The following is a 26,061-nucleotide window of genomic DNA, read 5'->3' as shown; positions in this document are numbered from 1 at the left end:
GTCGTCACTCCTCCTTTGCGCGCTCGGCCGCGTGCCGGGCCCGGGAGGCGGTGCTGCCGGTCAGGGCGGCCTCGATGGCGCCCATCCGGTCGGCCAGCAGGGCAAGAGCGGCGGTCGCGCGCGTGAGGGGATCCCCGGCCGGGCCGCCGAGGGCCTGCGCGCGGACGTGGGCGGACTTCAACTCGGCCCAGCGATCCGCCTGTTGCGGGGTCAGGGTGCCGCGCAGTTCGGCCAGTTTCAGCAGGTTGGCCTCGGCTCCCGTGGTGAGGGTCTGTGCCTCGGCGGTGAAGTGGTCGTCGAGGACGGCGGACAGTTCGGCGTCGTTCATGACGGGCCGCAGCCGCTGGGCGATCTTGTTCATGGTGCGGTAGGAGCCCTGGAGCCGGAACGGCGGCTCGGTGCGCGTCGCGTCGGACTGGGCGGCGGAGGCGATGTAGGCGGCGTTGACCGCGAGGACCGTCTCACGCGCGCCGAGCAGATGGCGCAGCACGGACACGATCTGCTCGACCTCGGCGGGCGCGTAGGGGTGCCCGAGCCGGTCGGCGTGGGCTGCGGGGTCATGGGCCGCGAGCCGGAGGAACAGGTCGAGGTCGCGGCGGTCGCGGCCGGCCAGCGGGGCCAGCACGGGGTTCGCGGTGAGCGCGTTCTCCAGGAAGCTGAGGGCGAAGACGTCCTCCTTGCCGGTCAGGACGTCACCGAGGTTCCAGACGTCGGCGCGGTTGGCGAGCATGTCGGGGACGCGGAAGCGCTCGCCCGACTCGGTGTAGGGGTTGCCGGTCATGCAGACGGCGAACCGCTTGCCGCGCAGGTCGTAGGTGCGCGCCTCGCCGTTCCGGACGCCCTCGACACGGCGGGTGGCGTCGCACAGCGGGATGAACTTCTGGAGCAGCTCCGGCGAGGTGTGCTGGATGTCGTCCAGGAGGAGCAGGGTGTTGTTGCCCGCCGCCAGCGCGAAGTTGATCTTCTCGATCTCCTGTCGGGCCGTGGCGTTCGGGGCCTCGGCCGGGTCCAGCGAGGTGACGGCGTGGCCGAGCGCCGGGCCGCTGATCTTGACCAGCATCAGGCCGAGACGGTCGGCGACGTACTCCATCAGCGTGGTCTTGCCGTAGCCGGGCGGCGAGACGAGCAGCAGCAGGCCGCCGGTGTCGGTGCGCCTGGTCTCGCCCGCGGTGCCGAGCTGGCGGGCGAGACTGTCGCCGATGAGCGGCAGGTAGACCTCGTCGATGAGCCGGTTGCGGACGAACGCGGCCATGGAGCGCGGGCGGTGGTCGTCCAGGCGCAGCCGGGCCCGCTCGGTGTCGACCAGGGCGGTGCGGCGGCGCTGGTAGGCGCGGAAGGCGGGTGCCTCCCGCGTCTCGAAGCGTTCGGTGCGGGCCAGGAACTCGTCGATCCGCAGGGTGAGGTTGCGGCCCTCGATGCGCGGGTGGGTGCCGAGCAGGCCCTCGACCGTGGTCACCGGGGAGACCTCGGACTCGTAGCGGGGCAGGTCCGGGCACAGCTCGGCGGCCACCGCCTCGGCCAGGTCACCGGCGGTGGTCTCGGTACCGGTGGAGGTGACGTACGCCGACAGCCACGCCTCGGCCAGCTGGCGGCGCGCGGCGAGGTCGTCGAGCGCCGCCAGGTCCTCGTCGTAGGCGGAACTGCCCACGGTGCGGCGGAACTTGTCGAGCAGGGTGCGGGTGGCGGCGCTGATGACGAACCCGTCGGGCCCGCTCGTCAGCTCCTGGAACAGATACGCCGCGGCGGCTGGCGCCAGGTCGCCCGCGCCCAGGGAGGCCGGTCCGTGGCCGCCCAGGGAGGCCGGTCCGTGGCCGCCCGGGGCGGCCGGCCAGGTCTCGAGGGCCGCCGCGAGTTCCGCCGCGAGTTCGGCGATGGCGGGGGACGGGCCGAAGGCGTCGCGGGCGCGGGCCAGGGAGGCCGCTCGCCGGGTCCAGGCCGTGCGGGCCTCGGCGCTGGTGCCGTGCGCCCAGAACAGCTGGGCGGCGGCTCGCGCGGCGGGTTCGTGGCGCAGGGGCCCGGCCTGCTCGTACAGGGGGAGCAGGGCGGTGAGGATCGCCGTCGCGTCGTGGTCGTGCACGCCGCGCTCGTAGCCCTCGTCGTACGCCTCCTCCGCGGCCCCGCGCACCAGGGCCGGCAGGTCGGCCTGTGCCGGTGCGGCCGCGCCGTGGCGGCGCAGCAGCCGGGCGGCGAGGTGTTCGGCGCGGTAGACCTCGGGCGACTCGGACGGCAGCCGCCGGTCCCAGTACGGGCGTGTGTCCGCGAAGCCCGGGTCGGTGACCGGGGCGCGGTAGTCGGTGCCGGACAGGGCGAAGGCGAGGCCGTCGCCGTGCGGGACCAGGGTGAGGTCGAGCGGCCGGGTGGTGACGGCGAAGCGGTGGGTGCCCAGGCGGAGGGTGCGGCCGCCGTCGGCGTACAGGTCGGTGCGGTCGCGCAGCGCGCGGGCGGCCTCCTGGCGGGCGGACTTCAGCCGGCCGTCCAGCTCCTCCGCCCTTACCGGGTCGCCGAGTTCGCGCAGTTCCCCGGCGGTGCGGCGGGCCTTGGCGACCAGCGGGTCGGAGGCGAAGAAGGTGCTGACGGCGTCGGCGTCGGCGAGCGTGGCCGCGCGCCGGGCGATCGTCTCCAGCACCCGGCCCGCGGACGCGGCGAGTTGTTCGGCGCGGCGGGCGCGGGCGTCCAGGAGGCCCTGCTTGCGGCCGGAGAAGGCCTCGTAGATCTCGGTGCGCTTGTCGGTCAGCTCGCCGAGGAAGTCGTCGAACTCCGCGAAGCGGGACTCCAGGTTCTCCAGCCGCACCAGCATGGACGCGAGTTGCTCGTCGCAGGCCTCGGGATCGTCCGCGGCCGCGAGCGCGCCGGTGACGGCCTGGCCGAGCAGGGCGAACTCGGCCGCGAACTCGGCGCGTCCCTCGTGGTCGCGCAGTTCGCGGCGGCGGGCGTCGAGCAGGGCTCGGGCGCGGTTGACACCGCCCAGCACCTCGGCGATGCGTTCCAGGACGGAGGTGCGCACGGTGGCGTCGCCGATGTCGAGGCCGGCGACGACCTCGGTGACCGTGCGCAGCGAGCCGGCGAGGTCGTCGAGCCGGCCGGCGACCGGTGCCGCCTCGGCGACGCTGCCGATCGACTCGGCGTCGGAGGCGAGGCGTTCGACCTCCTCGTGGTGGTCGGCGAAGGCGTCCTCGCGGGCCAGGAAGGCGACCGCCCGCTGCCCGAACGTGGCGAGGTCGGCCTCCGTCTCGGCGGCCAGCTCGTCGATGCGGGCGGTGTCGGCGTACCGCATCTCCTTCAGGGTCAGCAAGTGGCCCTGGGCCTGCCTCAGTTCGCTCAGGCCGCCGACCCAGGCGGCGGCGCCGCGCGGTGCCTCGCCGCGCAGCCGGCGCACCACCGCGGCGAGCCGGCCGGCGGCCGCGTCGAGCGCGTCGGCGGCCTGCCGGGTCAGCGTCTGTACGGTACGGAACTCCCCCAGCACCTGCTCGGCGGTGGCCCGTACGGCGTCCAGCGGGGTGCGCAGGTCCCCCAGTTCCTCCTCGCCCAGCCAGTGGTGGCTGTCGAGGGCGCGGACGCAGCCGGCGGCCAGCGCCTCGTACACCTCGGCGGTCGGCGTGGTCTCGGCGACGGCGCGGCTGATGGACAGGCAGTCGGAGATGCCCCGCACCAGGTCGGCGTTGCCGACCCGGCCGAGCAGTCCGGTGCCCGTGGCTCCCGCGTGGGTGTCGGAGACGTAGGGGGAGCTCCACAGCTGGAGGGGGTGCACGCGGCCCGGCTCGTCGGGGCCCGCCGAGGGGTCCGTGCGCAGCGCCATCAGCGTGCCGTCGTCGAACAGCGCCCAGCCGTGGCAGGACAGCGGGGTGGCGACCTCTTCGCGGATGGTGTTGTACGACAGCAGCAGGCTGCGTCCCTCGGCGGGCGCGTGGAAGGCGTACAGCACGTCCTCGCCGTAGGGCGAACGCACCTCGCGCTCGAACTCCAGGCCCGTGCTGTCGAGTTCGTAGGTCTTGTGGGCGCCGGTGGCCAGGCAGTAGCCCCCGGGGAACACGATGCCCTGGTCGTCGGGCAGACGCCGGCAGGCCTGCCCGATGCCGTCGAGGCGGACCACGCCCCTGGTGAGGGTGTGGAAGACGAGGTAGCGGTGGGCCTGCTCCTTGTAGGGGCGGATCCGCAGCAGGATCAGCGGGCCCACGCTCGCGTGCGCGACATCCGCGTCGGCGAGGGACTGGAGCGGTTCGTCGACCGGCTCACTGTGGATGCCCTCTCCGGTCTCGGTGTCGTCCTCCGTCTTGACGGTGAGGTGGCCGCCGACGGTGGAGACGAAGATCTCGCCGCGCACGGAGACGTGCGGGTGGCGGCCCAGGACGTGGTCCTCGCGGCCGGTCGCGGTCCACTCGAAGTCGTGGGACGGCGGCGGCACATGGTCGCGTTCGCCGCGCCCGTCCAGGAACGTCGCCCGGCCGTCGGCGGTGAGCGTCCAGCGCAGCACCCGGATGTCGCCGGCCTTCTCGCCGGTCCGGAAGACGGCCAGGAGCCGGCCCTCCACGCGGCGCAAGCTCAGCAGCCGGGCCTGCCGGTAGTAGCGATGCAGGGCCCCGAACTCCCTTACGAAGGCGGGGTCGTCGAGGAGTCCGGGCACCGCGTCCTCGGGCAGCCGGTTCAGTTCCCGGTCGTGCAGCGCGAGGACGTCGCCGACCTCGGGCTCGGGCCGGTTGCCGTTGTACCCGAACAGCAGGCGGTCGCCGACGGCCACGACGTCGCGGGGCACGCTGGGGTGCTCGGTGCGCAGCCGGCCGGTGCCGGTGAGGTCCAGGCGCGTGGCGCCGAACTCCTCGGCCCGTCGGGCGTTGAGTCGCTCGGCACCGCGGGCGAGCTCGGCGGCCTGCGCGGTCAGCCGGTCGCGCAGCACCTCGTACGTTCCGGTGTCCACGGAGTCGTACGAACCCGTCTCCAGGGCGGTGGCCATGGGTGGTGCGTCCCTTCGCGAAGAGGTGCGGGCCCGGGGCCCGGCCTGTCCGGCGGATCAGGCCGGGCCCCGTCGGCGGGGCTTTTTCGGCCCCGTGATTCCGGCGTGTCCGCGGGGCGGGCCCTCGACCGCCGTCTTCCGGCGGCGGTTTGGGGCCCGTCCCCGCGGGTCGTCAGACCCGGGCGGTGCCGTTGAGTGCGGTGAGCGGGGTGTCGGCGAGGCCCAGCTCACCGGCGCGGTCGAGGAGCTGCTGGAGCTGACCGGCGTTCGTGCCGCCCGACTGCATCATCTTCATCAGCAGCGCGGAGACCGTCAGGTTCTTGACGTCGGCCGAGCTGACCTGGCCGAGGATCCGGGCGAGGTCGTCGGTGAAGTTCGACGAGCCGTCCAGCCAGGGCCCCGCCAGGGCCTGCGCGGTCCGGGAGTTCTCCACGAAGCCGTCGACGCCCTTGCCGAACGAGATGGCGCTCATCAGGCGGTCGAAGAAGACCGACTCGCCGCCGACGATGTCGATGTCGGCGTGCTCCAGGCCGGTCGCGATGACCGTGGCCTGCGCCTCGGCGACCTGCCGCTGCGCCTCCAGGCCGGCCAGCCGGATCTCCTTCTCCGCCTGGAGCCGCAGCCGGTACTCCTCGTGCTCGCGGGAGGCCTCGTCCAGGGCGGCCATCGCGGCCGCCTTCTCGGTCAGGCCCGCCGCCTCGGCCTTCAGCTTCTCGCCGATCGCGGCGGCCTCGGCGAGCGCCTTGGCCTGAGCGCCCTCGGCCTCCGCGCGCAGCCGTGCCTCGGTGCCCTGAGCCTCGGCCAATGCCTTGGCCTGGGCGCCCTCGGCCTCCGCACGCAGCCGGGCCTGCAACGCCTCGGCCTCGGCGCGGCCGGCCTTCTCGATGACCTCGGCCTCCTGCTCGCGGACCTGGACGGCGGCCAGCCCCTCCGCGGCGGCCTCGGCCTTGACGGCCTCCGCGAGGCGCAGCTTGGCGCGGGCGTCGAGGTCGGCGGTCTTCAACCGGGCCTCGGCCAGGGTGAGTTCCTCGGCCGCGCGGTGGGTGGCGGCCTGCTCGGCGGCCTCGGCGGCCTTGATGTCCTTGACCAGCTTCTCCTGCGCCTCCGCCTCGGCGGCGATGATCACGGCCTGGCGCTCGCGCTCCGCCTCCTCCACGGCGCGCAGCTTCTTGATGGACTCCTCCTGCTCGGCGACCGTACGGTCCACCGCGACCCGCTCGCGGACGACCTCGGCGATCTCCCGCTTTTCCGCCTCGACCTCCTTGTCGGCGGCGATCCGGGTGAGCTGGGTCTCCCGCTCCCGGGCGATGACCTCCAGGAGGCGGTCCTTCTCGATGCGCTCGTTCTCGATGGCGATGACCCGCTCGCGGTTCTTCGCGGCGACGGCGACCTCACGGGCCTGGTTCTCGCGCTGGACGCCGAGCTCTTCCTCGGTGCGCAGGAAGGCGCTCTGCGCGCGCAGCCGCTCCTCCTCCACCACGCGGGCGGTCTCGGCCTCCTCGCGGGCGCGGGAGGTCTCGATCTCCCGCTTCTGCTTGATCTCGGCGTCCGCCTGGCGGCGCTCCAGCTCCAGGATGGCCTCGCGCGCGTCGACGTTCTGCCGGGTGATCTCCTTCTGCTCGGTGCGCTGCGCCTCGTTGGTGCGCACGTGCTCCACGGCCGTCAGCTCGGTGATCTTCCGGATGCCCTGGGCGTCGAGGACGTTGCCCGGGTCGAGCTGGGTCAGCGGCGTCTGCTCCAGGTAGTCGATCGCCGCGTCCTCGAGGTGGTAGCCGTTCAGGTCGACACCGATGACCTCGATGATCTGGAACCGCAGTTCCTCACGCTTGGTGTAGAGGTCGGTGAAGTCCATCTGCTTGCCGACGGTCTTCAGCGCCTCGGAGAACTTGGCGTGGAACAGCTCCTGCAACGTGTCCCGGTCGCTGGCGCGGGCGGTGCCGACGGCCTGGGCGACCCTGACGACGTCCTCGACGGTCTTGTTGACCCGTACGAAGAACGTGATGCGGATGTCGGCGCGGATGTTGTCCCGGCAGATGAGCCCCTCGCGGCCGGTGCGCGTGATCTCGATGGCCTTCACCGAGATGTCCATGACCTCGGCCTTGTGCAGCACCGGCAGGACGACCTGGCCGGTGAAGGTCACGTCGACCTTGCGCATCTTGGAGACGATCAGGGCCTTGCCCTGCTCCACCTTCCGGAACAGCCGGGAGAAGGTGAACAGCACGAGGAGAACGAGGAGCAGGCAGGCCGCGACGAGTGCGCCGATGACATCCATGGCATACGTCCTTGACGGTAAGGAACGGTGAGTAAGGGAGAGACCGGGTGGCCGGGTCCGGCCCCCGCCGTGTCCCGGCGACTCGGGCGCCGGGCGGCGGGCGGCGGGTGCGCCGCGGAATCTTCGAGCCCCCTCTTCCCCCTGCGACGCACCGGGCGGCGGTACTTCCCCCCTGCCGGCCCCGGCACCGGACATCTGCCGGTGTCCGGCACCGGAACCGTCCGCGGTGCTCCCCTCGCAACATGATGCCCGACCTGGCCTACCTCGCACATTGCCGGTTTCCGGCAGTGTTCGGCGGTACTTCCTGCCGGTGACCTGACAGTGCAGCATCAAGATCGGGGAACCGGGTTCGGAAGGTCCGGAGAGCGCCGCCGTCTTCGCGGGCCGTACCGGATGCGGCACGGTGCGGCCCGCGGCCGCCGGCACCCCGCGATCACGGGGACGGCGGCCAGCGGGGGGCCGTGCGGGCCCAGGCGCTGTCCCAGGCGGCCAGGTTGCGGTGGCGGAGCAGCAGGCCGGTGGCGCCGTACACCGCGGCGCCGGTGACCGGGACGGCCAGGGCGGCGAGGATCGCCCAGCCCGTGCTGTGGCTGCGGACCTGGGCGGTGGTCAGGGGCGGCTCGGTGATGCGGCCGTCGGTGTCGGCCCATATGTCGACGGAGCTGCCGGCGGGCAGGCCGGGCTCGACGTCGGTCCTGTCGGTGCGGGCGAGCCCGCCCTGGTCGGTGAAGCGCACCGGTACCGGATAGCGGGTCTTCTTCGCCTCCTCGGAGCCCGGCTCGGGATGGCGGGGAGCAGCGTGCAGGAGGACCGCGGTGGTCTGCCGCCGCGTCTTCTCCTGGTGCTCGGCCGCCTGCTCGTAGTGGCGCAGGGCGGTGTCGCCGACGAAGAACATGGCCACAGGCGTGCCGGCCAGGACGGCCAGCAGGATGCCGAGGCCGATCCACGCCTGGAGCAGGTCGCTGGGGCGGCGCATCGGGTTGCGCCGCATGCGCCAGAGCATGCGGCTGGGGAGTTCGTCGGGGAGCGGGTCGTCGGGGAACAGCCCTTCGGGGGGCGGCTGGGCCCGAGGGATGCCGCCGGCCATGGTGCGGCCCTCCTTCCGTGTCCTCGTGGTCCTCGTGGTCCTCGTGATCCGCGCAGTCCGCGCAGTCCGCACAGTCCGCGTGGTCCGCGTGGTCCGCGTGGTCCTCTTTTTCCGTGCGCGGTGGGGACGGGGGCTGGTCTACGGGTCTAGGGGGCGGGTGGTCCGGAGGACGCGCCCGCCGGGCCCTCCGGGTGGTCGTGCGCGGCCCGCAGCAGGGTGGCGGCACCACGGACGGCGGCGGTGTGCGGCGCCGCCACGGCCTTGAGGGGGGCGTGCAGCCTGCCGGTGAGGTGGTAGGTGATCTCCGGGCGCAGGGCTCCACCCCCGGCCAGCAGGGCGCCCCGGCGCAGGGCGTCCACGGTGAGCGACGTACGGTCCTGCCGCAGCATCGCGGTCACCATGGTGGCCACCGCCTCGCAGATCTGCATCGGCGAGGCGGAGTCGAGGTCGCTGGTGCCCAGCGCGGTGCGGCGCGCGTCGACGACGGCGCCCTCCGACAGCAGCACCACCTCGGTCAGATGCGCGCCGATGTCCACCACGAGCAGCGGGCGGGACAGGTCCGCGCCCGCGGCCAGGGCGACGGCCCGCGCGCTGGGAATGGTCAGCACGCCGCGCGGCCGCAGCACCTCCACCGCCGTACGGGCCTCGTTGCGGAAGGCCACCCCGTCCAGTACGGGGGCGGTGAGGACGACCAGGGGGCGGGTGAAGCGGGGCAGGCGGTTGCCGAGCAGGCGGTCGAGCATCCGGGCGGTGCCCTCGGTGTCGATGATCGTGCCGCGCTGGATCGGGTACACCGCCCCGGAGCCGGGGAACGTCACCGTGGGGACGTCCAGGACCAGCCCCCGCCCGGCGACCCAGGCGCGGGTGCGGGCGCTGCCCATGTCGAGGGCGACGCCCCAGCCCTGCCGGCCCAGCGGCCACGGCCGGTGCCGGGTGGCCGCGGCGGCACGCGAACGCTGGGTGACGGTCACCGTCCGGCCTCCCTGACCTGCTGGCAGCGCGCGCAGTAGCGGGCCTGCGGCACGATCTCCAGCCGCTCCCGCGCGATGGGACGCCGGCACAGGTGGCAGGTGCCGTAGCTGCCCTCGTCCATGCGCGCCAGGGCCGCCTCGACGTCGGCGAGGACCATGCGGGCGGAGGCCGCGAGTTTCACGCGGACCTCCACCTGCGAGGCGGCCTGCTGCTGGAGCAGGGCGTCCGCGCGGGACGTCGCGGCGGCCGAGATCTGCTCCAGTTGTTCCTGGCGGAACATGCGCTGTTCGTCGAGGTTCGCGCGCAGCGCGGCGAGGTCCTCGGCCGTCAGGTACGTGTCGCGGTCGCCGATGATCTGGTTGTTCACCGTTTCACCCCTTGGGCAGGGCGGAAGACGAAGGCAGGACGGACGGGGCGGGCGGGGTCAGGCGGTACGGCGCCGGCAGGCGACGCAGTGCCCCGTGTACGGCAGGATCTCCAGGCGCTCCGCCGGGACCGGCTTGCCGCATTCCAGGCAGGTCCCGTAGGTGCCGTCCTCGATGCGGGCGAACGCCTCGTCGATCTCCTTCAGCACCCGCTGGATGGCCTCACGCTGGGAGGACATCAGGTGGTCGTCCGCCGTCTGCCCGGTCTCGCCGAGGGCTTCCAGCTGGACCAGCCGGGTCCCGCGGGCGTGTTCAAGGCGCCGGCGGGCCTCCTGAGCGGACAGGCGCTCGCGGGGTTCGGTCCGGGCGGCGTCGAGCGACATCGTCAGTGCCCTTCTTTCTGCAACGGGGGACGGGGGTCGGTCACATCAACCCTGGTCGAACCCGCCGCGGTTTCCCATCGGGTCCAGAGCCCATTTGCGGCCGGTCGGGGGATCCACTCGACACGCGCATGGGTAGGCCGCACCCGGCGAAATGGGGACCGTGCCCCATCGATCCCGGCGGCCGGCGGGAGGGAGACTGGCGGCAGGCCCGGTCGGGACCAGGGGGCCGCGGCTCGTCCAGGATGCGCGATGCCCGACAGTAGAGGCAGACCGCATCACGGAAGGAGGCTCGACCCTGGTGTCCCTGTTCTGGCGGATCTTCGGGCTCAACGCAGTGGTGCTGGGCACGGCCACCGCGCTGCTGCTGTGGGCCCCGGTGACCGTCTCGGTGCCGGTCGTGCTGACCGAGGCCGTCATCCTGGTGGGCGGCCTCGCCGTCATGCTGGTCGCCAACGCCGCCCTGCTGCGCTGGGGGCTGGCCCCGCTGGACCGGGTGACGAAGCTGATGACCACCGTGGACCTGCTGCGCCCCGGCCAGCGGCTGCCCGAGCAGGGCGGCGGCGAGGTCGCGGAGCTCATCCGCACGTTCAACGCCATGCTGGACCGGCTGGAGAACGAGCGGGCCACGAGCAGTGCCCGGGTCCTGCTCGCCCAGGAGGCCGAGCGGCGCCGTATCGCGCAGGAGCTGCACGACGAGGTGGGCCAGAGCATGACCGCGATCCTGCTCGCGCTCAAGCGGGCCGCGGACGAGGCGGCCCCGCCGCTGCGCGACGAACTGCACCAGGCGCAGGAGATCACCCGGTCGAGCCTGGACGAGGTCCGCCGGCTGGTGCGCCGGCTGCGGCCCGGCGTCCTGGACGACCTCGGTCTGGTCGCCGCGCTGACCTCGCTGACCCACGACTTCGCCACCCACACGGGGCTTCAGGTCGTGCGCCGCTTCGACGCCGACCTGCCCGCCCTGGAGCCGGAGACCGAACTGGTCCTCTACCGTGTCGCCCAGGAGAGCCTGACCAACGTGGCCCGGCACGCGGACGCCGAACGGATCGTGGTCAGCCTGCGGCGCACCGACGACGCCGTGGTGCTGGCCATCACCGACGACGGCCGCGGCATCAAGGCGGCGCACGAAGGCGCCGGCATACGCGGCATGCGCGAGCGGGCCCTGCTCATCGGGGCCGGCCTCGACATCGCCCCCGCCCCCGCGGCCGGAACCGAGGTCCGGCTGACCGCGCCCGTCGTCCCCAGGAAGCAGACCTGACCATGTCCGAGCCGACCACGATCCGCATCCTGCTCGCCGACGACCACGCGTTGGTACGACGGGGGGTGCGGCTCATCCTCGACCAGGAACCGGACCTGGAGGTGGTCGCCGAGGCCGGTGACGGCGCGGAGGCCATCGAGATGGCCCGCACCCACGACATCGACCTCGCCGTGCTGGACATCGCGATGCCGCGGCTGACCGGGCTCCAGGCCACCCGCGAGCTGGTCGCGCTCAAGCCGGACCTGCGGATCCTGATGCTCACCATGCACGACAACGAGCAGTACTTCTTCCAGGCCCTCAAGGCCGGTGCCAGCGGGTACGTGCTGAAGTCCGTCGCCGACCAGGACCTGGTCGCCGCGTGCCGGGCGGCGATGCGGGACGAGCCGTTCCTGTACCCGGGCGCGGTGACCGCGCTCATCCGCAACTACCTGGACCGGGTCCGCCACGGCGAGGAGACCCCGGACCAGGTCCTGACGCCCCGCGAGGAGGAGGTCCTGAAGCTGGTCGCGGAGGGGCACTCCTCGAAGGAGATCGGCGAGATCCTCTTCATCAGCATCAAGACCGTCCAGCGGCACCGCGCCAACCTGCTCCAGAAGCTCGGTCTGCGCGACCGGCTCGAACTCACCCGCTACGCCATCCGGGCCGGTCTGATCGAACCCTGACGGCCCGCCCCACGACCGCCCGGGGTCCCGGCTGCCCACTCCCCGGTCGGGATCCCGGGTACGACACACCCGCGTCCGCCACGAGTGCCACCACGAACAGGAAAGGGGACGGTGCATGCACCCAGCGCCGAGCACCGCTCCCTCGTCCCGTGCCCTGGCCTTCCTGACGGCCGCGCTGCTCACCCTGCTGGCGGTCTTCACCACCGGCAGCCCTCCGCCGCTGCCGGCGCCCGCCATCGCGGCGGCATCCGTCGCGGACCTCGCACCCGGACCGCGTTCCGGCTCCGCGCCCGGCGGCGGCCACCCCGGCTCCGACGAGCGTCCCACGGACGCCCCGCACGCCGGGCAGGGGTGCACCGTCGTCTGCTCCGGGCAGGACGGCACCCGGCAGGAGTTCCACGGGGACCGGCCCGTCGCGCACGGGCAGTTCGCCACCACCGAGGACGTCACGGACGTCCCCCTCCCCGCACCCGGGCGGACGCGACCGGTCCCGGTGACCGTCGCCGCCCGCACGGTGCACGTGGTGCAGGACGGCGGTCGGGCACCGCCGCGGGCCTTCGGCATCTGACGTCCCCCGTTCGCCCCTCGACCGCCGTGACCGCGTCGGCCGCAGTCGCGGCGTGCCTGCCGGAGGCCTCCGTTGAAACGTACGAAACGCAGTACTTCCCGGGTGAGAGCGCTGTTCGCCCTCGCCGTGATCGCCCTGTCCGTGTACATCACCGCCACCATCCCCGTCCGCCTCGGACTCGACCTGCGGGGCGGCACCCAGATCGTCCTGGAGACCCGCTCCACCCCGACCACCAAGGCCGACCGCGAGGCCACCGACCGCTCCCTGGAGGTGCTGCGCGGCCGGGTCGACGCGCTCGGCGTCGCCGAACCGACCCTCGTCCGCTCGGGCAGCAACCGGATCATCGTCGAGCTGCCCGGCGTGCAGGACCCCAAGAAGGCGGCCGACGTGCTCGGCCGTACCGCCCAGCTGACCTTCCACCCGGTGGTCGGCGTCGCCGACGGCACCGAGGACCCCGCCACGTCCAAGCCCGAGGCGTCCAAGGAACCCAAGGAACCCAAGGAACCCAAGGATCCCAAGGAAACCGACGCTTCGAAGGAACCCGACGCGTCCAAGGAGCCCGACGCGTCCAAGGAACTCGTCCTGCCCGACGAGTCGGGGCAGAAGCTGCGCCTTCAGGACAGCGCCATGACCGGCAAGGACGTCAAGGGCGCTCAGGCCCGCTTCGAGCAGGAGACGGGCGCCGGCTGGACCGTCACCGTCGACTTCGACAAGGCGGGCCGGACCGCGTGGGCCAAGCTGACCAGTGAGGCCGCCTGCCGCGAGGTGGGCGACCCCGCGCGCCGGGTCGCCATCGTGCTCGACGACCGGATCATCTCCTCCCCGCAGGTCGCCCCGTCCGTCGCCTGCGGCACGGGCATCGCGGACGGCTCCACGCAGATCACCGGCTCCTTCGACGACGCCGAGGCCCGCGAGCTGGCGCTGCTCATCAACGGCGGCGCCCTGCCCGTGCCGGTCGAGACGGTCGAGCAGCACACCATCGGCCCCACCCTCGGCGCCAGCGCCATCGAGGCCACCGCCTGGGCCGCGGTGATCGGCACCGCCCTGACGATCCTGTTCATCATCACCGTCTACCGCCTCACCGGCTTCCTCTCGGCTGTGGCCCTGCTCTGCTACGGAGTGATCTCCTACGCCGCCCTGGCCGTCCTCGGCGCGACCCTGACCCTGCCGGGCCTGGCCGGTTTCGTCCTGGCGATCGGCATGGCCGTGGACGCCAACGTGCTCGTCTTCGAACGAGCCCGTGAGGAGTACGCCGGTATGCACCGGCCGAGCCCGCGCTCGGCCCTCACCGCCGGATTCCGCAACGCCTTCAGCGCGATCGCCGACTCCAACATCACCACGCTGATCGCCGCGGGACTGCTGTTCTTCCTGTCCACCGGTCCGGTGCGCGGCTTCGCCGTCACCCTCGCCATCGGTGTCGCCGCGTCCATGATCAGCGCGCTGGTGATCACCCGGGTGCTCGCCGAGTTCGCCGTGGACCGCGCCTGGGTGCGCCGCCGCCACCTGCTCACGGGTCTGGCGACCACCGGTCGAGTCCGCGATCTGCTCGTGCGCCGCGACCCGGACCTGATGCGCCACCCGCGTCGCTGGCTGGCCGTCTCCGCGGTCCTGCTCGTGCTCGCCGGTTCGGGCATCGCGGCCCGGGGCCTGAACTTCGGCCTGGAGTTCACCGGCGGCCGGCTGATCGAGTACACCACCGCGACCCCCGTGAACCCCGAGCGGGCCCGCACCGCCCTCGCCGACGCGGGCTTCCCCGGCGCGCTCGTGCAGTCGTCCAACGACAACGGCCTGACCGTGCGCACCGAGGACCTGACCAACGCCGAGGCCGCCAAGGTCACCGGGACCATCAGCGAACTCGGCGGCAAGACGGAGAAGATCCGCGACGAGCTGATCGGCCCGAGCCTGGGCGAGGAGCTGCGCCGCAACGCGCTCATCGCACTCGGCGTCGCCCTCACCGCACAGTTGCTGTATCTCGCGGCCCGCTTCCGATGGCTGTTCGGCACCGCGGCGGTCGCCGCGCTCGCGCACGACGTCGTCATCCTCGTCGGCGTCTTCGCGTGGCTCGGCAAGCCCATCGACGGTGTGTTCCTGGCGTCACTGCTCACCGTCATCGGCTACTCGGTCAACGACTCGGTGGTCCTGTTCGACCGCATCCGGGAACTGCTCGGACGCGACCGCAAGACACCGCTGGAGCAGATCACCAACAAGGGAATCCTTCAGACACTGCCCCGCACGATCAACACGGGCATGGGCGCGGTGCTGATCCTGATCTCCCTGACGGTCTTCGGCGGGGACTCACTGACCGACTTCGCGCTCGCCCTGCTCATCGGTCTCGTGATCGGCACCTACTCCTCGGTGTTCACCGCCTCCCCGCTCGCCATCGAGCTGCACCGCCACGAGCGCGGCGGCCGGCGCCGCGGCTCGGGCGGCGGCTCGGGCGGCGGCAAGCCCGCCCGCCGGAGCGCACCGGCGCGGGTCTGAGGCCCTGACGGTGGGCGGCGGTGCACCCCGCCGCCCACCGGAAATGGGTACTGCGACCGATGGCCGCATCTCGCGCGCGCGGCCACGCTGGAGGGTCAGGAGGGGGGCCGTACGTCACCGCGGCCCCCCTCGTCACCGGCTCTTTTGCCAGAAGGGACCGTATCGCCGATGTCGTGGGAGACCACCAGCAGTGCCTCCGCGGCCGAGCGCCTGAGCGCGCACGATGCCCGGCAGCGCCTCGAACACGAGCGCAACTCCCGCCTCGCCCAGCTGCGGGCCGTCCAGGAGACCGAGGACGGCGGTCAGGAGGCCGACGACCTCCTGACCGCGCAGAAGAACGCCCTGCAGCGGGCGCTGAAGGACATCGAGGCCGCCTTCGCCCGGCTGGACGACGGCTCCTACGGGAACTGCGAGGACTGCGCCAAGCCCATCCCGGTGGAGCGCCTGGAGATCCTTCCGTACGCGCGCTGCTGCGTGCCCTGCCAGCAGCGCGCCGGCTGATCCGGCTCCCGCGCCCGACGGCGCCGCCGCGTGGCGCGGTCCGCGTTCGCGTCCCCTGTCCGAGGTGAAGGAGGCCGACCGGTGATCCTCGGCGACAGCACGGCAGCCGCCGCCCCGGCGGGCCGCAGGCCCACCGGACCGGTCCGCAGGCGCGGTCCGGGCATCGCCCTGGACCTGGGCAGCGCCCGGACCCGGGTCTGGGCGGAGGGTCTCGGCGGCATCCTCGACGTGCCCACGGTCACCCACCAGGGCTCCGCCGCCGCCCGCCCCGTCCGGCGCGGCACCGTCGTGGACCCGGCCGCCGCGACCCGGCTCGTCTCCCGGCTGCTGGCCGACCGCGTCCCGCACCACGCCCGGCCCGTCGTCGTCCTCACCACCCCGGTCCTGAGCGGGCCGCGGCCCCACGCCACCGCCGTCGGCGTCCTTCAGGTACTGCGGCCGCGGGCCGTGCTGACCATCGACAGCGTCCGCGCCGCCGCGCTGGGCGCCGGAGCCGACCTGTCCGACGCACTGCTCGTCATCGACGTCGGCGCCCAGCTCAGCGAGGTGGCCCTGCTCACCGACGGCCGGGTGGCCGCCGCCCGCCGGGCCACCATGGGCACCGACGACGTGCGCGCCGCCACCCTCGCCGAACTGGTCACCGCCGTCACCACGCTGGTCACCGGGCTGCTCCGGGACGATCGCCGGCCCGCACTCGTCGACGCTCTCGACCGCGGCCCGCTGCTCGCCGGCGGCGGCGCCCTGCGCCCCGAGCTCGCCTACCGGCTCTCCGCGCGGCTGCGCAGCCACGTCCGGGCCGTGCCGCGGCCGCAGACCGCCGCCGTACGTGGCGCCGTCGAAGCCCTGCACTCGGTCCTGCGCCATCCCGCCCTGAGCCCGCCGCTGCCCCTGCCGCCGCTGTGACGCCGTCTGTGGGAACGCGGCGGGCTCGATTACGGTCCATACGGTTGTGCGCACGGTGGGGTGGGGGAACTGCTAAGGAGCCGAACGGCGGTGCAGCAGCACAGCGGTACGCAGCCATCGACAGGGGAGCCGGCGGATCCGGGGGGACCGGCGGACGACGAGTGGCGGGGCCGCGGACGGCGGAGCGGCCGACCACCGGATGCCGGACCGGAGAACGGCGGACCGAAGCACGCCGGACCGGAGAACAGCGGACCGGAGAACAGCGGACCGGAGCGCGCCGGACCGGAGAACAGCGGGCCGGAGGACGGCGGACCGGCGCGGGTGCGTGACGTGGCCGCACGGTTCGCGCGGTTCACCGGGCGGACGCTGCGCGCCGAGTGGCACGGCATCGTCGTCGACCCCGTACGGCAACTGGCGCGCCGGGGGCTGTCCGGACTGGTACTGGCCTTCGTGGCGGCCTTCGGCGTGATCTTCTTCCACGAGGTGGCGCAGCGGCCGGCCGGGGCGGCGGCGGTACGGGTCCTCGGCGGCGTCCAGGGCGACCTGCCGCTGTGGCTGGCCCTGCTGCGCACCCCGGTGTCGCTGTACGTCCCGGCGCTCGACCTGCCGGTGTGGGCCGGCATCACCCAGCTGTTCCTCGCGTTCGCGCTGGCCGAACTCACCCTGGGCCGGGGCCGGACGCTGTTCATCTCGTACGCGACCACCCTGGCCGGCACCCTCACCGTGCGGGCGATGATCGCGATCGGGCCCGGCTGGTGGGGGCTGGGGCTGCCGCCCGAGGCCGGCCGGATCCTCGACACCGGGCCGTCCGCAGCCGTGGTGGGCCTGTTCACCTATCTGTCCGTGGTGCGGCGCGCCCCGGTCGTGTTCTTCCTGACCGGCGGCTCGATGGTGGCGGAGTCGGTGGTCAGGCCCAACCTGGCCGGCCGCGAGCACCTCATCGCGGTGGCCGCGGCGATCGTCCTCGCGCTCTTCCACGGCCGCGGCCCGAGATGGCTGCCGGGCCGGGCGGCCGCACTGGACGGATGGCGGCGGGTCGCGGCCCCGGCCCCGGCTGGTGCCCCGACGGGCCCGCATCCGCACCACCCGCCGCAGCGTCCGCGACGTCACCCGGCCCTGCCGGGCGCGAACGCCCGGGACTCCTCCTAAAATCACGATGGACTCCGCAGGGGGAAGGGTGAGGGCCGATGGGCTGGATCTGGTGGGTGCTGATCGTCTTCTGGACCGGCGGTTTCGCCTGGCTCGCCGACAACGTCCGCACCGCGCTGCGCAACCGGCACGAGCGCAAGCTCGAACTGATGGAGGCGGCGAAGGCCTAGCGGCTGGCGGTCGAGACGGCGCACAAGCCGCCGGAGCCGGTGTGCGGATGCACCCACCATCTGGCCAAGCACGACAAGAGCGGCCGGTGCCACGAGCGCGTCGAGGTGCCGACGGCCTGGGACGAGAACAAGAAGCCGCTGCGCTTCGAGCCGGGGCAGTGCAACTGCCAGCAGTACGTGGGTCCTCAGCCGCTGTCGCAGGTGTACGCCGAGGAGCTGACCGACCGCGCCTGACGGTCCACCCGGACCCGAGTGGGCATACACGCTCGGGTTCGGGTGACGGGAATCCGCGCAGGAGCGTCACACAGGCTGCACACAGTCCCTCGCGAGCCTTGTTAGCGTGACTGGCCGCTCGGCAGGCCTAGTCAGGAAGACCGGATGGACTACTGCTCCACGTGCCGTAGGCACCTCAACGGCGCCCTGGTGTGCCCCGGTTGCGGTGCGTACGCACCGGACATAGCACCGGACGTCACGGCGCCCCTCACGACCGATACCGCGACCGATTCCGCGACGGCCCGCACGGCCGGCCTCGCGGCGGGCGGGGCCGCGGGCCTCGCCCCCGGCGACATCCCCGCCGATGTCCCCGGCGACATCCCCGCGGGCCTCGCCGCAGACGCGACGGACGCGCCGCCACCGCGGCAGCGGCCCGGGCGTGCGGCCCGGCGCCGTCAGCTGGCCCGCTGGAAGAAGACCCAGCGCAGGGCTCTGGTGGCGACCGCCGTCGCTCTCGTCGGGGGAGGTCTGACCGTCGCCTCGATGGACCGGCACTCCACCGACCGCACGCAGGCGGCCCCGGCACCGGAGGCCCCGCACACGGGCACCGTGGGGGACAGCCGGCCGGCGCAGCACGGCGACCCGTCCTCGTCGCCCTCCGACACCCGGCAGTCCCCGCCCGCGGCCGGTGTGCCGCACCAGCGGTCGGCGCCGCGGGGCACCACGCCGCAGGACGTACGCCCGGACGCCGCCGCTCCCCGTACCGCGCAGGCCCCGTCCGCGCCCGCCGGCGTGCACGAGGCGCCGACGCGGACGGTGCTGTCCGCACCGCGGCCGGACAACACGGCGCCGGCCGCCGGCGGCTCCAGCTCCGCCACCCAGCCGGGCCAGTCGGCCCCGTCCGCCCAGCCGGTCCCGGCGGGCCAATCGGGCCAGTCGGCTTCCCGGTCGTCCTCGACGGCGACCCAGCGGACCGCGCCCGGGGCCGGCTCGTCCGACGGCAACGCCCAGCACGCCCCGCAGACGAGCCCCACGGACACGCCCACGTCGCCGTCCCACCTCTGCCTGCTGGTGATCTGCCTCGGCTGACCACCCGGCCCGCAGGTGCGGGCGGCCGAACGGTCAGGACCCGGCGGGTCCGGCGGACTCGCCGGGCCCGCCGGAGTCGTCCGCGAAGCTGGCGAAGTACGCCGCGGCCATGTCCTCGTCGGCATGGCCCCCCGCGGCGGCGCGGGCGAAGCGTTCGGCGCTCGCGGCGGCCACGTCCAGGCGGACGCCGTGGGCCTCGCCGGCCTGGACGATCAGGCGGGCGTCCTTCTCCGCGGTGGCCACCGCGAAGCTCGGGGGCAGGTACGCGCCGTCGAGGATGACGCCGGCCTTGGCGTGCAGGTAGCCCATGTCGAGCGGGCCGTCGGCGATCAGGTCGAAGAAGCCCTGGGGGTCCACTCCGAGCCCCTTGGCCAGGGCCAGTGCCTCCCCGGTCGCCGCGGTGGCCGCGATGACCCAGCTGTTGGCCACCAGCTTCAGCCGGGTGGCGGTGGCCGCCGCGGCGTCCTCACCCGTCCACACCGTGTGGGCGCCGACCGCCTCGAACACCGGCGTCACCGTCTCCCGGCCCTCGGCCGGCCCCGCCGCCAGCACGGTCAGCCGGCCCGCCTCGGCGGGCTGCCGGGTACCGAGCACCGGGGCGTCGTAGAGGACCAGTCCGTGCTCACGGGCGAGGTCGGCCAGCTCACCGGCCGCCTCCAGGCCGACCGTGGTCGACTGCGCCCAGACCGTGCCCGGACGCAGCGCGGGGGCGGCCTCGCGCATGACCTCCAGCACCGTGCCGCCGTCGTAGAGCATCGTCAGGACCACGTCGGCGTCGCGCACCGCCTCGGCGGGGGTGTCCGCGACGTGCGCGCCGTCGGCGGCCAGCGGCTCGGCCTTGGCCCGGGTGCGGTTCCACACCCGGACGGTGTGCCCGGCCTTCGCGAGGTTGCGGGCCATCGCGGCGCCCATGATCCCGGCGCCCAGGACGCCCACGGTACGGATGTCGGTCATGCCGTCCTCCTCCTGATCGATGCGGTGAGTATCGCGCGGACCCCGGGCCGGCGTCCGGCGCAGCGGCTCGGCCGCGGGGCCGACGGGTGACACGAAGGTGCGGGTACCCGTGCCCGGCGGTTCACTTGAGGGGTGGCCGGTCCCTTCTCCGCGCGAGGGGCGGGCGAACGGGCAGTGGGAGGCGACATGGCCGGTCACCGGGCACGCTGGACGACGGGCGCGGCGCTCGCGGTGGCCGTCGCCCTCGGCACGACCGGCTGCTCCGGCGGCGGCAGCACACCCTCCGGCAGCGCGAGCCAGGCGGCGTCCGCGGTCTCCTCGCTCGCCTCGCAGGCCGACGAGATGCTCTCCTCGGCCACCGCGGAGGCGGGCCGCAGGCTGGACGAGGTGAAGAACGGCATCGACGCCCGGAGCGCCGTGACCCTGGGCGCCCCGGCCACCGCCTCGGACGGGCACGCCACCGTCGCGGTCAGGGTGGAGAACAGGGCGGACTCCGCCAAGTCCTTCGCCGTGCGGGTCGACTTCAAGGACAGCGGCGGCAACCTGCTCGACACGGTGCTCGTCACCGTCCCCGACGTACCGGCCGGGAAGACCGCCACGGCCACCGCCCGCAGCATCCGCAAGCTGTCCGGCCCCGTCAGGGCGGACGTGGGCACCGCGCTGCGGTACTGATCCGCCGCGCCGTGCGCCCCGCCCCCCGGCCGGCCCCGGGCGGCGCCCCTGAGGGACCGGGTCGGGCCATCCGGAAGAAGACCGCCGTCATGCGCTTGTCCTCCAGGCTCCGACCGCAGTAACCGGTCGCGCTGTGCACGAGGTTGGCGTGATGGAGGAGCAGCCGGTTGGCCTTGTGCGGCACGCGGACGTCCTCCTCGAAGGCGTCCGGCGCGACGAACCGCGTGCCGAGGGCCTCGCGAGGTTGTGCTGCGGGGGCCGCACGACGTTGCGACGTGGACGCGGCGGCCGGGGAAGCGGGCTCAACTGCCCCGCGAGCGTGAGCAGTCTCACATGACGGGCAGTTCTTTTTACCAAATCAAAAGGTTCTTCACGCTTCCCGGCCCGTACATGTGAGTGTCCGAACCGCCCACGGCGGGACCATGACCGGGCAGGAGGCACGGTGCGCTTTTCGCGGAACGCGACGGGAACTCTTTTTGTGGGCGGTGCCCTCAGCCTGACCCTGGTCGCGCTCGCCTACCCCAGCATGCTCGGCCTCGAGAAGGTCTCCAGCGACGGCTCCCGAATCATCGCCCAGACCCAGTGGGGGCCGCTGACGGAGGCGGACCGGGACTTCGTGGTCAAGGTGCGCGCGGCCGGGCTGTGGGAGTACCCCGTCGGCGAGATGGCGGTGAGCAAGGGGACCACCAAGGAGGTCGTCAAGGCGGGCAAGCACCTGATCGACGGGCATGCGCAACTGGACGTGAGCTGCCGCAGGATCGCCCCCATGCTCAACATCACGCTGCCGAACGTGGCCAGCCCCCAGCAGCAGGGCTTCGTCACCCAGCTCGCCGGGGACACCGGCAAGCAGTTCGACTCCGACATGGCCAACATCCTGCGCGTGACGCACGGCTCGATCTTCAACACCATCGCGAAGATCCGCTCCACCACCAAGAACAGCCTGGTCCGCGAGCTCGCCAACCAGGCCAACGCCACCGTCCTGGACCACATCACGGTCATGGAGGAGACGGGCCTGGTCAACTTCGACCAGGTGCTCTTCATGCAGACGACCCCGCCCAAGCTGCCCGACTCGGACCTGACCCCGCCGCCCCCCTCCGGCGGGCAGCCCGAGGTCGTGCTCACCCCGCCGCCGAACGCCACGTCGAGCCCGCTGGTGCTGCCCGGCGACCCGAGCCCCAGCCCGGCGGCGGGCTGAGGCGAACCCGCGCGCGGGAAAGAACCCGCGCGCGGGGACTACGCGAGCCACACGGTGGTGTCCGGGTCCAGCCGGCGCCCCGTCAGGGGCGAACTGCTCAGCAGCACCTCCCCCGGCGGCAGCGGCACGGCCCGGCCCGACAGATTGGTGACGCACCGCCGGCCGCCGGAGCGGGCGAACGCCAGCACCCCGGCCGGGCCGCCCTCCACCCAGGTCAGCGACTCGCCCTCCAGCAGCTTGCGGCGCAGCCGCAGCGCCGAGCGGTACAGCTCCAGGGTCGAGCCCTCCACTCCGTCCTGCGCCTCGACGGCGTACGCGGCGAAGCACGGCGGCTGCGGCAGCCAGGCGGCGCCCGGACCGAAGCCGTACGACGCCCCGGTGGTGGTCCACGGCAGCGGCACCCGGCAGCCGTCGCGCCCCTTGCGGGCACGGCCGGTCTGCTCCCACACCGGGTCCTGGAGGACCTGGGCGGGCAGGTCGGCCACCTCCGGCAGGCCCAGTTCCTCGCCCTGGTAGAGGTAGGCCGAGCCGGGCAGCGCCAGCATCAGCAGCGTCGCCGCGCGGGCGCGGCGCAGCCCCGCCGCCCCGTCGACGGCCGGGGCGCGGCCGCCGGACAGCAACCAGGCGTTCTCGTCGGTGCCGGGCGGGAGCATCAGGCGCGAGGCGTGCCGTACGACGTCGTGGTTGGACAGCACCCAGGTGGCCGACGCCCCCGCGGCCCGCGCGGTGGCCAGCGACTCGGTGATGACCTGCCGCAGTTGGCCGGCGTCCCATCCGGTCTGGAGGTACTCGAAGTTGAAGGCCTGGCCGAGTTCGTCGGGCCGGGCGTACAGCGCGCGCCGGGCGCCCGGCACCCAGGCCTCGGCGACCGCCGTACGCGGCGGGGAGTAGGAGTCGAGGATCCGCCGCCAGTCGCGGTAGATCTCGTGCACCTCGTCCCGGTCGTAGTACGGATGGCTGCCGGGCGGCACGAGCGGCAGTGCGCCCTCGCCGGTGGCGCCGATGCCCCCGACGTCCCGCAGCGGCTCGTCGAGGTCCTTGGCCAGGGCGTGCGCCACGTCGACGCGGAAGCCGTCCACTCCGCGGTCGGCCCAGAACCGCAGCGTGGTGCGGAAGTCGGCGCGCACCTCCGCGCTGCCCCAGTTCAGGTCCGGCTGCTCGGGCGCGAACAGATGCAGGTACCACTGCCCGTCCGGCACCCGCCGCCAGGCGCTGCCGCCGAAGACCGACTGCCAGTCGGTGGGCGGGAGTTCGCCGTGCGCTCCGCGGCCGTCGCGGAACACGTAGCGGTCGCGGGCGGGGGAGCCGGGGCCGGCCCGCAACGCCTCCTGGAACCAGGGGTGCCGGTGGGAGGTGTGGTTGGGGACGAGGTCCACGATCACCTTCAGGCCCAGGCGGTGCGCCTCGGCGGTCAGGGCGGCGAAGTCGTCCAGCGTGCCGAGGCGGGGGTCCACGTCGCGGTGGTCGGCGACGTCGTAGCCGCCGTCGGCGAGTTCGGAGGGGTAGAAGGGGCTGAGCCACACGGCGTCCACACCGAGGGCGGCGAGGTGCGGCAGCCGCCCGGTGATGCCGCGGAGGTCGCCGAGTCCGTCGCCGTCGAAGTCGGCGAAGCTGCGGGGGTAGACCTGGTAGACGACGGCCTGCCGCCACCAGTCCGGGTTCCTGGACGACAGGTCGGGCGCGGTGTCCTGGGGGGAGTCGTGCGGGGAGTCGTGCGTGGGGGCGGGATCGGTCACGCGGTCTCCTCTTCGGTGCGTACGGCGGACGTACGGATGGCTACGGGCGACACGAGAACTCTGTCCACATCGCCCGAAAAGTGAACACCGCCCCCGTGACGGAGTGAGTCGCTCCCTATGTGGCACAAGCGTGATGAAGGCGTGAAGTCCCTTTGTGTTCCGGCAGATTGACAGGCTCAGCCGCACACACGACCATGACCTCACACTGTGGCGCATGTGACCGATGGGCCCGTTGTTCCCTTCGACCTTCCGTCGGCCCGTCCTGGTCCGTGCCGTTGCCCCGCGACCAGCCACCCCGCGCACAAGCAAGATGGGATCCGTATGTCCATAGCCAGTCGTGTCTCCGCCGCCCGCCTGCTGGGAACGGGCGCCGCGACGCTCGCCCTGTGTGCCGCCTCCGTCGCCGCCGCCTCCGGTGCCTGGGCCCACGGCGCGCCAGGCGGCGAGGGCTGGAAGGGCGGCGGCCGCTACCAGCCCGGCACGGGCGCCGGCACGGTCACCGAGAGCGACCGCTGCCAGTTCTCGCTCGACGGCAAGAACTTCTACGACGCCGTCAAGGTCGACGACCAGAACCTGCGGCCCACCGAGGACGGCAAGGTCCACATCACGGTCCGCACCGCCCACGACGCCACGACCTGCACCGCCTCCCTGGCCTCCTACCTCGCCCACGGCGCCACCTTCGCCACCTCCGGCGAGCAGGTGTTCGTCGACTTCGACACGGTGACGGTGAAGCGGGGCGAGACCGGCTCCCTCGACATCGCCGTCCCGGACGCGGGCTGCTTCGCCCAGATCGACCTCTACCGCGGCGCGGTCAAGTTCGACGGCAAGGCGGACGCGAACGACGGCTTCGAGCACGGCGACCTGCCCAAGGGTCCGGACCGCCCGGTCATCAAGGACAAGCTGATCGCGGCCTGGAACGGTGGCACCAAGGACTGCACGGCCACCGAGGAACAGCCCCCGACCACGCCGCCTGCCCCGTCCGCCCCCGAGTCGTCGGCCCCGGCCGAGGAGCCGACGCTCCCGGCCACGAAGAGCCCCGCCGAGACGGAGAGCCCTTCGTCGGCCCCGGCGACGCAGCCGAGCGAGGCCCCGGCCCCGTCGGCCTCCGAGTCCACCACCGCACCGGCCCCGGCCCCGAACGGCGGCAGCGGCGACCTCGCCGAGACCGGCGGCGGCAGCGGCACCGGCCTCGTCGCGGGCGGCGCGGCGGTGCTGCTGGCGGGCGGCGCGGCGCTCGTCGTCGCCACGCGTCGCCGGGCGGCGAAGCAGTCCTCCTGACCCCCGCGGATCACATCGCGGGGTGCCGGCCGCCGCGGCTCGCCGACGGCGGCCGGCGCCAGGGGAGTTGACCTAGGCACTGTCCTCGGTGCCCTCGACGGTGGTCAGGTACAGCCGGACGTACCGCTCGGCGTCGATGTCCAACGCCACGTCGACCAGGGCCTGTTCGCGGTCCTCTCCATGCAGTTCCGCCTCGCCCGGACGCGGGCGGCGGTCGACGACCGTCTGCCCGCGGGCCGGGCCCGGCGCGAGGTTCACCTCCACCGGCAGCCGGTGGGTGGTCAGCCCCTCCGGGTCGGCCACCGAGCACACCGTGCCCGCGTCGCCGAGGACGCCGTGCGGGGCGTCCACGGCGACGGCCGGGTCGGGGCGGGACAGCAGCAGTCCGGCCAGCCGGGCGCCGGGCTCCTCGCGCCCGCACAGCCGCCGTACGTCCGCCTCCGGCACGAGCACCCGCTGGAACACGTCGAGCCCGTACATCGTGATCGGCACGCCCGCGGTGAGCAGGACGGCAGCGGCCTCCGGATCGTGCCAGACGTTGAACTCGGCGACGGGCGTGGCGTTTCCGGTGGCGACCGCGCCGCCCATGAACACGATCCGCTCGATGTTGCGGGTGACCTCGGGGTGGGTGCGCAGCAGCAGGGCGATGTTCGTCAGCGGCGCGGTGGGGATCAGGGTGACCGGGCGGTCGCAGTCCAGGATCGCGTGGCGGAGCAGCGTCACCGCGTCCACGTCCGCGGGACGGCGGGTCGGCGCGGGCAGCCCGAGGTCGCCCATGCCGTCCTTGCCGTGCACATGAAGGGCGGTGCGCAGGGGTTCGAGCAGCGGCCGCTCGGCGCCCCGCGCGACCGGGACGGCGGGAGCGCGCGCCTGCTCCAGGACGGTCAGCGTGTTCCGTACCACCTGGTCCACGTCCGTGTTCCCGGCCACACAGGAGACCGCGCGCAGGTCGAGGCCCGGGTGGCGGACGGCGAGCAGCAGGGCGAGCGCGTCGTCGACGCCGGTGTCGCAGTCGATGATCACAGGAGTGGGCCGCGAGGTCACAGGGCGCTCCTTCCGTCGTACGGGGTCCGTCGCGGGGGGTCCGCCGCGAGGGGTCCGCCGTGGAGGTTCCGCCGTACGGGTGCCGCGTTCTGGTGCCGCGTACGGGGCCCATCACCATCGTCACTTGCCCCGCCCGGTGCCGCGCGCGCCCGTCCGCCGGCCTT

The 26,061-nt window shown here is 73.8% G+C and carries 20 protein-coding genes and 2 pseudogenes; 12 read left to right on the top strand and 10 right to left on the bottom strand.

The window, feature by feature from the left end; all coding sequences use genetic code 11:
- Positions 1 to 4: 4 nt before the first annotated feature.
- The 6 genes from ACFY3J_RS08980 to ACFY3J_RS08955 all read right to left on the bottom strand — a co-directional run bounded on the left by ACFY3J_RS08980 (position 5) and on the right by ACFY3J_RS08955 (position 10,027).
- A complete protein-coding gene (locus tag ACFY3J_RS08980; protein ID WP_390840610.1) occupies positions 5 to 4,948 on the bottom strand; it encodes a DNA repair ATPase in 4,944 nt (1,647 codons plus the stop codon).
- 172 nt (positions 4,949 to 5,120) lie between these two features.
- Complete coding sequence (locus tag ACFY3J_RS08975) at positions 5,121 to 7,220, bottom strand: SPFH domain-containing protein (RefSeq protein WP_384174638.1); 2,100 nt, start codon at positions 7,218 to 7,220, stop codon at positions 5,121 to 5,123.
- Positions 7,221 to 7,653: 433 nt separating this feature from the next.
- Positions 7,654 to 8,307 (bottom strand): hypothetical protein, encoded by a 654-nt coding sequence (locus ACFY3J_RS08970; RefSeq protein WP_384174636.1) that lies wholly within the window; start codon positions 8,305 to 8,307, stop codon positions 7,654 to 7,656.
- Positions 8,308 to 8,453: 146 nt separating this feature from the next.
- Positions 8,454 to 9,278, bottom strand: a complete 825-nt coding sequence (locus ACFY3J_RS08965) for a rod shape-determining protein (protein ID WP_390840609.1) — start codon at positions 9,276 to 9,278, stop codon at positions 8,454 to 8,456.
- Positions 9,275 to 9,646, bottom strand: coding sequence for a TraR/DksA family transcriptional regulator (locus ACFY3J_RS08960; protein WP_384174632.1), 372 nt, complete (start codon positions 9,644 to 9,646; stop codon positions 9,275 to 9,277). The genes ACFY3J_RS08965 and ACFY3J_RS08960 overlap by 4 nt, the downstream gene beginning before the upstream one ends.
- A gap of 57 nt (positions 9,647 to 9,703) precedes the next feature.
- Entirely contained in the window at positions 9,704 to 10,027 is a 324-nt protein-coding gene (locus ACFY3J_RS08955; RefSeq protein ID WP_225076525.1) for a TraR/DksA C4-type zinc finger protein, read from the bottom strand.
- 298 nt (positions 10,028 to 10,325) lie between these two features.
- Here ACFY3J_RS08955 and ACFY3J_RS08950 point away from each other — a divergent pair, with 298 nt between their 5' ends.
- From ACFY3J_RS08950 to ACFY3J_RS08910, 9 genes and pseudogenes are all read left to right on the top strand, one after another.
- Positions 10,326 to 11,282, top strand: a complete 957-nt coding sequence (locus ACFY3J_RS08950; RefSeq protein WP_384174630.1) for a HAMP domain-containing sensor histidine kinase — start codon at positions 10,326 to 10,328, stop codon at positions 11,280 to 11,282.
- A 2-nt stretch (positions 11,283 to 11,284) separates the two neighbouring features.
- Positions 11,285 to 11,944: a response regulator transcription factor gene (locus tag ACFY3J_RS08945; RefSeq protein ID WP_100568361.1), complete on the top strand. Its 660-nt coding sequence runs from the start codon at positions 11,285 to 11,287 to the stop codon at positions 11,942 to 11,944.
- A gap of 115 nt (positions 11,945 to 12,059) precedes the next feature.
- On the top strand, positions 12,060 to 12,512 hold the full coding sequence (locus ACFY3J_RS08940; protein WP_390840608.1) for a hypothetical protein: 453 nt from the start codon (positions 12,060 to 12,062) through the stop codon (positions 12,510 to 12,512).
- Between the two features lie 72 nt (positions 12,513 to 12,584).
- On the top strand, positions 12,585 to 14,993 hold the full coding sequence (gene secD, locus ACFY3J_RS08935; RefSeq protein ID WP_390840607.1) for a protein translocase subunit SecD: 2,409 nt from the start codon (positions 12,585 to 12,587) through the stop codon (positions 14,991 to 14,993).
- A 168-nt stretch (positions 14,994 to 15,161) separates the two neighbouring features.
- On the top strand, positions 15,162 to 15,494 hold the full coding sequence (locus ACFY3J_RS08930; protein WP_384174624.1) for a TraR/DksA family transcriptional regulator: 333 nt from the start codon (positions 15,162 to 15,164) through the stop codon (positions 15,492 to 15,494).
- Between the two features lie 81 nt (positions 15,495 to 15,575).
- Positions 15,576 to 16,397: a rod shape-determining protein gene (locus tag ACFY3J_RS08925; RefSeq protein ID WP_390840606.1), complete on the top strand. Its 822-nt coding sequence runs from the start codon at positions 15,576 to 15,578 to the stop codon at positions 16,395 to 16,397.
- A 90-nt stretch (positions 16,398 to 16,487) separates the two neighbouring features.
- Positions 16,488 to 17,546, top strand: a complete 1,059-nt coding sequence (locus tag ACFY3J_RS08920; protein WP_390840605.1) for a hypothetical protein — start codon at positions 16,488 to 16,490, stop codon at positions 17,544 to 17,546.
- Between the two features lie 38 nt (positions 17,547 to 17,584).
- Positions 17,585 to 17,950 (top strand): annotated as a pseudogene (locus ACFY3J_RS08915) (hypothetical protein).
- A 144-nt stretch (positions 17,951 to 18,094) separates the two neighbouring features.
- On the top strand, positions 18,095 to 19,018 hold the full coding sequence (locus tag ACFY3J_RS08910) for a hypothetical protein (protein WP_384174617.1): 924 nt from the start codon (positions 18,095 to 18,097) through the stop codon (positions 19,016 to 19,018).
- Between the two features lie 33 nt (positions 19,019 to 19,051).
- Here the strand turns inward: ACFY3J_RS08910 and ACFY3J_RS08905 are convergent, their stop codons facing one another.
- Positions 19,052 to 19,972 (bottom strand): NAD(P)-dependent oxidoreductase, encoded by a 921-nt coding sequence (locus tag ACFY3J_RS08905; RefSeq protein ID WP_384174615.1) that lies wholly within the window; start codon positions 19,970 to 19,972, stop codon positions 19,052 to 19,054.
- Between the two features lie 186 nt (positions 19,973 to 20,158).
- Here ACFY3J_RS08905 and ACFY3J_RS08900 point away from each other — a divergent pair, with 186 nt between their 5' ends.
- Positions 20,159 to 20,644 (top strand): hypothetical protein, encoded by a 486-nt coding sequence (locus tag ACFY3J_RS08900; RefSeq protein ID WP_390840604.1) that lies wholly within the window; start codon positions 20,159 to 20,161, stop codon positions 20,642 to 20,644.
- Between the two features lie 64 nt (positions 20,645 to 20,708).
- Here the strand turns inward: ACFY3J_RS08900 and ACFY3J_RS08895 are convergent.
- Positions 20,709 to 20,914, bottom strand: a pseudogene (locus ACFY3J_RS08895) (hypothetical protein); the annotation flags it as partial.
- 208 nt (positions 20,915 to 21,122) lie between these two features.
- On the opposite strand from ACFY3J_RS08895, the gene ACFY3J_RS08890 reads away from it, so the two are divergent.
- The gene (locus ACFY3J_RS08890; protein WP_376397628.1) at positions 21,123 to 21,839 is read left to right on the top strand and encodes a DUF4142 domain-containing protein; all 717 of its coding nucleotides are present in this window, start codon (positions 21,123 to 21,125) and stop codon (positions 21,837 to 21,839) included.
- 38 nt (positions 21,840 to 21,877) lie between these two features.
- On the opposite strand, the gene ACFY3J_RS08885 is transcribed toward ACFY3J_RS08890, so the two are convergent.
- Positions 21,878 to 23,575, bottom strand: a complete 1,698-nt coding sequence (locus ACFY3J_RS08885; RefSeq protein WP_390840603.1) for a glycoside hydrolase family 13 protein — start codon at positions 23,573 to 23,575, stop codon at positions 21,878 to 21,880.
- A 321-nt stretch (positions 23,576 to 23,896) separates the two neighbouring features.
- On the opposite strand from ACFY3J_RS08885, the gene ACFY3J_RS08880 reads away from it, so the two are divergent.
- Positions 23,897 to 24,853, top strand: coding sequence for an LAETG motif-containing sortase-dependent surface protein (locus ACFY3J_RS08880; RefSeq protein WP_384174608.1), 957 nt, complete (start codon positions 23,897 to 23,899; stop codon positions 24,851 to 24,853).
- 72 nt (positions 24,854 to 24,925) lie between these two features.
- On the opposite strand, the gene ACFY3J_RS08875 is transcribed toward ACFY3J_RS08880, so the two are convergent.
- Positions 24,926 to 25,897 (bottom strand): nucleoside hydrolase, encoded by a 972-nt coding sequence (locus ACFY3J_RS08875; protein ID WP_384174606.1) that lies wholly within the window; start codon positions 25,895 to 25,897, stop codon positions 24,926 to 24,928.
- Positions 25,898 to 26,061: the final 164 nt, after the last annotated feature.

This window comes from Streptomyces sp. NPDC001231, from assembly GCF_042896885.1.
In the GTDB taxonomy this organism is placed as follows: domain Bacteria; phylum Actinomycetota; class Actinomycetes; order Streptomycetales; family Streptomycetaceae; genus Streptomyces.
The sequence above is the reverse complement of the archived record's forward strand: the minus strand, read 5'-3'. Positions and strand labels throughout refer to the sequence as shown.